The following is a 7,273-nucleotide window of genomic DNA, read 5'->3' on the forward strand; positions in this document are numbered from 1 at the left end:
TCAATATTTTACAATTTTTGCAAATGAATCTGCTGTTAAGCTGGCTCCACCTACCAATGCCCCATCAATATCGTCCATATTCATGAAATCTTTTATATTATCAGGTTTTACGCTGCCGCCATACTGGATTCTGACCTTTGACGCCACGTCGTTGCCAAACATCTCTTTCACAGTATTTCGAATGGCTACTATAACCTCATTGGCATCATCAGCTGTGGCATTTCTACCTGTTCCTATAGCCCATATAGGCTCATAAGCAATAACCGCATTTTCCATATCAGCAGATTTTATACCTTCAAAGGCTTTAAATGTCTGAGTTTTCACGAGATTAAATGTAACTCCTCTTTCTCTCTGCTCCAAGGTCTCTCCCACACAGACAATGGGCTTCAATCCATGTTCAAAAGCCGAAATAACCTTTTTGTTCACAGTCTCATCAGTTTCAGCAAAATATTGCCTGCGCTCAGAGTGACCTATTATGACATATTCCACACCCAGTGCTTTCAGCATAACAGGAGATACCTCTCCTGTATAAGCACCACTTTCTTCCCAGTGCATATTCTGCGCACCAAGTTTCATATTTGTACCTTTTATAGCTTCAGCTACTGCCGGTAAGCAGACAAAAGGCGGGCATATAACCACTTCTGCATCCGCATCTGCTATTAATGGTTTTAATTCATTAACCAGCTTCACAGCTTCGTCCGGTGTCTTATTCATCTTCCAATTGCCTGCTATAATTGACTTCCGCATATTACCACCCCTTACTTATCCTGTAGTACAGCAACACCGGGAAGTTCTTTACCCTCCAGGAATTCTAATGATGCTCCACCTCCAGTGGATATATGTGTCATCTTATCAGCGTATCCCAGTTGCTCTACAGCCGCCGCCGAATCTCCACCACCGATAATAGTGGTTCCACTGCACTTGCTCATAGCTTCAGCTATCGCTTTAGTTCCAACAGCAAACGCCGGCATCTCAAAAACGCCCATAGGTCCATTCCATACCACGGTTTTCGCGCTTATAATCTCTTTTGAGAAAAGGTCTATGGTCTTTTGCCCTATATCAAGGCCCATAACATCTGAAGGAATTTTATCGCTGTCCACCGTCCAGTGTTCGGCATCGGCCTTAAACTCCCTGGCAACTACCACATCTACTGGCAAAAGGAACTTCACGCCTTTGCTCTCAGCCTGTTTCATCATATCTTTAGCAAGTTCTACCTTATCTTCCTCTACCAGTGATTTACCAACTTCATATCCTTTTGCTTTAAAGAACGTAAAACACATAGCGCCGCCGATTATTAAGGTATCCACTTTATCTAAGAGATTTGTTATAACGCCGATCTTATCAGAGACCTTAGCACCACCTAATATGGCAACAAATGGCCTTTCTGGATCTTCCAGAGCCTTGCCCATGACATCCAGCTCTTTCTTTATCAAATAACCAGCTACAGCAGGCAGATAATCAGCTACCCCGGCAGTAGACGCATGGGCTCTATGAGCCGTACCAAAAGCATCATTTACATATACTTCTGCCAGTGATGCTAACTGCTTAGAAAAGTCCGGATCATTTTTTTCCTCTTCCGCGTGGAATCTCACATTTTCCAGAAGTAATACCTGGCCATTCTGTAAAGCAGCCGCTTTGGCCTTGGCATCTTCGCCGATTACATCATTAGCCATTATAACATCTTTGCCCAAAAGCTGGGATAACCTGGCCGCCACAGGTTTTAAACTATATTTTTCGTTAAATTGTCCTTTTGGTCTACCTAAATGCGACACTAAAATAACCTTGGCATTTTTATTGATAAGATACTCTATAGTAGGAAGAGCAGCCCTTATTCTCGTATCATCTGTAATATTTTTATTCTCGTCCATAGGTACATTAAAGTCTACCCTTACAAGAACCCTTTTACCCGTCACATCAATATCCTCAATGGTTTTCTTATTCATAATCAGAACCTCCCTTATCAATAATGCAGTCCGGCCTATTAGACCGGACCTAAAATCACATTATAGGCCTTTGCTGGCAATATATTCTACAAGATCTATTACCCTATTGGAGTAACCCCACTCGTTGTCGTACCATGCGACAACCTTTACCATGTTGCCTTCGATCACCATTGTTGATAAAGCATCGACTATTGAAGAATGAGAATCCCCTCTGAAGTCGACTGATACCAATGGCTCCTCGCAGTAAGCCAGTATGCCCTTCATCGGCCCTTCTGCTGCAGCCTTCAATGCACCGTTTACTTCCTCTACTGTTACATCCTTGTTAAGTTCTGCCACAAAGTCTGTTATTGAAACCGTCGGCGTAGGAACCCTCATGGCCATGCCATTTAATTTACCTTTGAGATGAGGCAATACAAGAGCAACTGCTTTAGCAGCACCTGTTGTAGTCGGAATAATAGATTCAGCCGCTGCACGAGCTCTCCTCAAGTCGCTGTGAGGCAAGTCGAGTATTCTTTGATCATTGGTATATGAGTGAACCGTGGTCATCATGCCTCTTACAATACCGAAGTTGTCATCCAATACCTTAGCTACAGGAGCCAGGCAATTGGTCGTACATGAAGCATTAGAAATGATATGATGATTAGCAGGATCATATTTATCCTCGTTGACGCCCATAACGATGGTTATATCTTCATTCTTTGCAGGAGCAGAAATGATAACCTTCTTGGCACCACCCTGCAGATGCTTTGCGGCATCCTCTCTCTTTGTAAATCTACCGGTTGACTCAATTACAATATCTACGCCCAAATCACCCCATGGTAACTTAGCGGGATCTGTTTCTTTCAGGATTTTGATCTCTTTGCCATTCACTATCATTGAATTTTCGGTAGCTTCAACTGTGCCTTTAAACCTTCCAAAAAGAGAATCATATTTTAAAAGATGTGCTAATGTAGCTGGATCTGTTAAATCATTAACCGCTACAAATTCTATATCACTGCCTTTTTCCAACGCCGCCTTGAAAGCATTTCTTCCTATTCTTCCAAAGCCGTTAATACCCACTCTAACCGTCATAATATAACCTCCTATGTACAAAATTTTATATTAAACACCATTGAGGTGTTTAACTTCAAGTAATTCCATCATTTTATTAGCTGCTCCTTCGTCTGTTATGAGCACATCCAAATGCCCAGCTTTACATGTGGCGAGAATAGCTTCGGCTTTCCTGCTGCCACCGGCCATAGCCATAACACAAGGTATGTGTTCTATATCCTGTATGGTTAAACATACACTTGTGGTCACATATACAATATCCCCATTTCTATCAAAATAATAACCAAAAGCTTCTGCAACCGCACCCTTATTTAAGATCTGGCTAATCTCCTCATCAGAAAGATTTCTCCTTTTTACCATCTCATCTGCTCTTCCAATACCGTATATTAGAATGTCAGCTTTTTTGATTATATCTATTACATTTTTAATATCAGGTTCATTAAGCATACTATCCAAAGCCGATTTACCTATATTATCGGGAATATGAAGTAATTTATAGTTTCCATGCAATTTTTTTGCCAGATTGGCTGCAATAGTATTAGCCTGCTTTTCTACGTCTCTACCAAATCCTCCTCTTGCAGGCACCACTGTAATATTGTTATATCGAGCTGTACTCTCTATGGCATTGGCCAGCTCTGCAACAGTCGAGCCACCTGTTATGGCGATAATAAGATCATCCCGCAGGTTCTTTTTTAAAAATTCAGCAGCTGCTTTACCCAGATCTTTAATAAATATGTAATCCTCGTCTATATTCCCCGGAGTAACCACCACATCTTTAAGGTTTAGCTGGCGCTTTAACACATTCTCAATTTCATTTAAACCCTTAAGCTCATGTATAAAGTCTTTAAGGCCTTCTAGCAAACTTTCTCCCTCTGCGGTTACCGACATGCCCTGAGGATTTACATCGATAAGCCCCTGTTCTTTTAACAAGTATACCTCTGTCCTTATTGTCCTCTCACCGATTTTAAGTAAATCCGAAAGCATCCTTCTCCCCACAGGCTGATTGTAATATATACATTTTAATATAGAATATCTCTTTCCCAATAACTCAACTAATTCCGGGACAATCTTTTTCTGAATTGTTATGATGTCATTCATCAATTATACTCCTTTGGACTAATCTGGACCCGCCATTATAAAAATGATACCACATGTTATCTAACAGTCTACATCTATATTTTATATTATTTCATATAAAAGTGCAACCCATTTTACAGTATATTTTCTATACTGAACAACTGATTATCAGGTATATGTTTTATTATCCTTTCTAATGTCCTGACTTCTGCAAGCGCCATAGGTTTATTTTTTGCCTTTATGTAATTTTCAGCCCTCGTCATACCTCTTTCTATATCATCAATTTCTTTGTGGTCTATAAGAATACTCCATATAAATTTCCTTTTGTCCCAGTTTTTCTTTAACGCCTTCGCCGAATTTATGGCACTACTCCATTTTTCTTTCTCAACATAATCAGACATGGATGCAGCCTCAGCATTCAAAGAAGTAGATGTTGTGTAAAGATATTTATATGCTGAAATATCTCCAACCACTATTAAAGCAAACACAAGCATTACAATCAATATATGTCTCATGATATCACCTATCCTTCTTCTTGGTTACATAAAGTTTTTTCTGAGCATCCACGCTTGCCAAAAGTACTTCATCAATGCTTTTTACATCAAATAAAGCCAGCTGCGATTTAAGCCAGTCCATGTCTATATTAACCTCTTTCATGTTGGCTTCATTTACATTGCCGTCAATGATCACAGGTACAGGCAACCCTTCATACTGTGGCTTTAAATTTAAATCATTGGGATTCATAGGCCTTTTATCGCTTTTAGGAATAACGCTAAGTGTCCCGTTGGTTTCCAATATAGCAAACTCTACATCCGCTATGTTATAATAACCCATAGACCGGAGCTGTTCTAAAAGATCATTGACATTGTACCTTTCTTTAAACAATTCTTTCTCGTTGATTTTGCCTTTACTTATCAAAATACTTGGGGTACCACAAACCAGCTTTCTTACCAATTCGCTTTTTAGCGATAAATACGAAATCAAGACCTGCGCCATCAAAAGCGTTAAAATTGGTACAATACCTGTTATCAACGGTATTCCGGTATTCTGCATAGGTACAGCCCCAAGATCTGCAATCATTAAAGCCACCGCAAGCTCATAAGGCTGCAACTGAGCAACCTGCTGTTTCCCCATAATTCTCATAACTATTACCACCACGGTGTATAAGATAAGCGCCCGCATAAACACCACCAGCATAACAAACACCTCCACACAAAAAGTCTATTTAAAATTTTTTCTTATTTTTTTAAATTTTATACTGAATAAACGTTTGCCGATTTGAACTCGTAAAAAAATAGTAGTATAATGTTAGACAAATAAAAAACAAAGGGGGGCTTTAAATGTTAAATCTGCCTGATATGATTAATACAGGAAAGATATACAGGAATCTACCGGCTGCTACCCTTGTAGAAATGGCATTAAGTCGAAATGAAGGCATATTAACCAATACAGGAGCACTAAATATTTTGACAGGAAAATATACCGGTCGTTCACCTGATGATAAATTTATCGTAGATTATCCTGAAATCCACGATGAAATAAACTGGGGCAATGTAAACAAGCCTATCTCTCCTGAAAGATATGAACACCTATATGAAAAACTGTTGGCATATTTGCAAAATCGTGATTTATTCATCTTTGACGGCTATGTAGGTGCAGATCCTGAATATCGATTAAAAGTACGAATAATAAATGAGCTAGCATCTCAAAATCTTTTCTCACATCAGCTATTTATTAACCCTTCAACTAAAGAACTTGAAAACTTTGAACCCGATTATACCGTCATCGCTGCGCCGGGGTTCCACGCATCTCCTGAATTAGATGGTACTCATTCCGAAGCCTTTATACTTGTAAATTACGTTAAAAAAACGATAATAATAGGTGGCACGTCATATTGCGGCGAAATTAAAAAATCCGTATTTTCTGTCATGAACTATATATTACCCCACAGAGGCGTTCTCCCTATGCACTGTTCTGCTAATATAGGAAAAGACGGAGATGTTGCGCTATTCTTTGGATTATCTGGAACAGGTAAGACCACTCTCTCTGCAGATCCCGATCGCTTTTTGATAGGAGACGACGAGCATGGATGGTCTGATAACGGTGTATTTAACTTTGAAGGAGGTTGCTACGCCAAGTGCATCAACCTTTCTCAAGAATCTGAACCACAGATTTGGAATGCTATTAAATTCGGCGCGGTTCTGGAAAATGTCGTCGTGGATGAAAACAGAAATTGCGATTTTAACGATAGCAGATACACTGAAAACACAAGAGCAGCTTATCCACTCTATCATATACCCAATGCCGTCATACCCAGCATAGGAGGTGTTCCAAAAAACATAGTATTTCTTACTGCAGATGCTTTTGGTGTCCTTCCACCTATATCCAAACTCACAAAAGAGCAGGCCATGTACTACTTCCTATCGGGGTATACCAGCAAACTGGCGGGCACTGAAAGGGGTATAACAGAACCTCAGGCCACGTTCTCTACCTGTTTTGGCGCACCTTTCCTCCCGTTGATGCCTATCAGGTATGCAGAGTTATTGGGCGAAAGAATAGAAAAATATAATCCAGATGTATGGCTTGTTAATACGGGCTGGACGGGAGGCCCTTATGGTGTGGGTCAGAGAATAAAACTAAAATATACGCGAGCCATGATATCAGCAGCACTAACAGGACAATTAAACAACGTGGAATATGTAAAACTACCTGTGCTCAACCTGATGATACCCACCACCTGTCCTGATGTACCTGCTGACTTATTAAATCCCAGAAATACATGGGCCGACAAAAATGCTTACGATGATCAAACCAAAAAACTAGCAGCAAGATTTATAGATAATTTCAAAAAATTCAAGACAAGCGGTGTAATGTCAAGTGGTATTTTTTGGAACCTTGAAAAATAAAGGCCTCAAAAACTCTAAAAAAGACAACACTTAATAAACCCACCATATATTGGATAATAATGGAAGGAAACTTAGCTGATATTCAGTTAAATGTATTTGCTAAATCTATCCATTACCTCCCGGTTGGTAGATTTGGCCTTTGCTCAGCAAGGCAAAGACCAGTCTCACAAGCTTACGTGCCGTTAAGACGAGGGCTCTCTTATGCTGGTGTTTGGTAACCTCATTGTACTTCTTGCAGTAAAAATCAGCATACTCTTTTGCGTGTATCCTTACGCAATTGGCTGCTTCTACAAGATA

At 39.9% G+C, this 7,273-nt stretch carries 7 protein-coding genes and 1 pseudogene; 1 reads left to right on the forward strand and 7 read right to left on the reverse strand.

Translation table 11 applies throughout. From position 1 onward, the window contains the following. The 6 genes from tpiA to BUB87_RS10830 all read right to left on the reverse strand — a co-directional run bounded on the left by tpiA (nt 1) and on the right by BUB87_RS10830 (nt 5,267). Complete coding sequence (gene tpiA / locus BUB87_RS10805; protein WP_073345247.1) at nt 1–747, reverse strand: triose-phosphate isomerase; 747 nt, start codon at nt 745–747, stop codon at nt 1–3. Nucleotides 748–758: 11 nt separating this feature from the next. Beyond that, complete coding sequence (locus BUB87_RS10810) at nt 759–1,943, reverse strand: phosphoglycerate kinase (RefSeq protein ID WP_073345250.1); 1,185 nt, start codon at nt 1,941–1,943, stop codon at nt 759–761. A gap of 60 nt (nt 1,944–2,003) precedes the next feature. Continuing rightward, nucleotides 2,004–3,014, reverse strand: coding sequence for a type I glyceraldehyde-3-phosphate dehydrogenase (gene gap, locus BUB87_RS10815; RefSeq protein WP_073345252.1), 1,011 nt, complete (start codon nt 3,012–3,014; stop codon nt 2,004–2,006). 30 nt (nt 3,015–3,044) lie between these two features. Then, the gene (locus BUB87_RS10820; protein ID WP_073345255.1) at nt 3,045–4,091 is read right to left on the reverse strand and encodes a sugar-binding transcriptional regulator; all 1,047 of its coding nucleotides are present in this window, start codon (nt 4,089–4,091) and stop codon (nt 3,045–3,047) included. 113 nt (nt 4,092–4,204) lie between these two features. Beyond that, on the reverse strand, nt 4,205–4,585 hold the full coding sequence (locus tag BUB87_RS10825) for a DUF4363 family protein (protein ID WP_073345258.1): 381 nt from the start codon (nt 4,583–4,585) through the stop codon (nt 4,205–4,207). A gap of 4 nt (nt 4,586–4,589) precedes the next feature. Beyond that, entirely contained in the window at nt 4,590–5,267 is a 678-nt protein-coding gene (locus tag BUB87_RS10830; RefSeq protein WP_073345260.1) for a YetF domain-containing protein, read from the reverse strand. A gap of 143 nt (nt 5,268–5,410) precedes the next feature. Between BUB87_RS10830 and pckA the strand changes: the two genes are divergently transcribed. Further along, complete coding sequence (pckA, locus tag BUB87_RS10835; RefSeq protein ID WP_073345263.1) at nt 5,411–6,976, forward strand: phosphoenolpyruvate carboxykinase (ATP); 1,566 nt, start codon at nt 5,411–5,413, stop codon at nt 6,974–6,976. Nucleotides 6,977–7,081: 105 nt separating this feature from the next. On the opposite strand, the pseudogene BUB87_RS10840 reads toward pckA, so the two are convergent. Then, nucleotides 7,082–7,273, reverse strand: a pseudogene (locus tag BUB87_RS10840) (IS110 family transposase); the annotation flags it as partial.

Source organism: Caldanaerobius fijiensis DSM 17918 (assembly GCF_900129075.1).
Lineage (GTDB): Bacteria > Bacillota > Thermoanaerobacteria > Thermoanaerobacterales > Caldanaerobiaceae > Caldanaerobius > Caldanaerobius fijiensis.

Coding starts and splice junctions, on each gene's coding strand:
- tpiA (WP_073345247.1), bottom strand. CDS start 747: ATGCGGAAGTCAATTATAGCAGGCAATTGGAAGATGAATAAGACACCG.
- BUB87_RS10810 (WP_073345250.1), bottom strand. CDS start 1,943: ATGAATAAGAAAACCATTGAGGATATTGATGTGACGGGTAAAAGGGTT.
- gap (WP_073345252.1), bottom strand. CDS start 3,014: ATGACGGTTAGAGTGGGTATTAACGGCTTTGGAAGAATAGGAAGAAAT.
- BUB87_RS10820 (WP_073345255.1), bottom strand. CDS start 4,091: ATGAATGACATCATAACAATTCAGAAAAAGATTGTCCCGGAATTAGTT.
- BUB87_RS10825 (WP_073345258.1), bottom strand. CDS start 4,585: ATGAGACATATATTGATTGTAATGCTTGTGTTTGCTTTAATAGTGGTT.
- BUB87_RS10830 (WP_073345260.1), bottom strand. CDS start 5,267: ATGCTGGTGGTGTTTATGCGGGCGCTTATCTTATACACCGTGGTGGTA.
- pckA (WP_073345263.1), top strand. CDS start 5,411: ATGTTAAATCTGCCTGATATGATTAATACAGGAAAGATATACAGGAAT.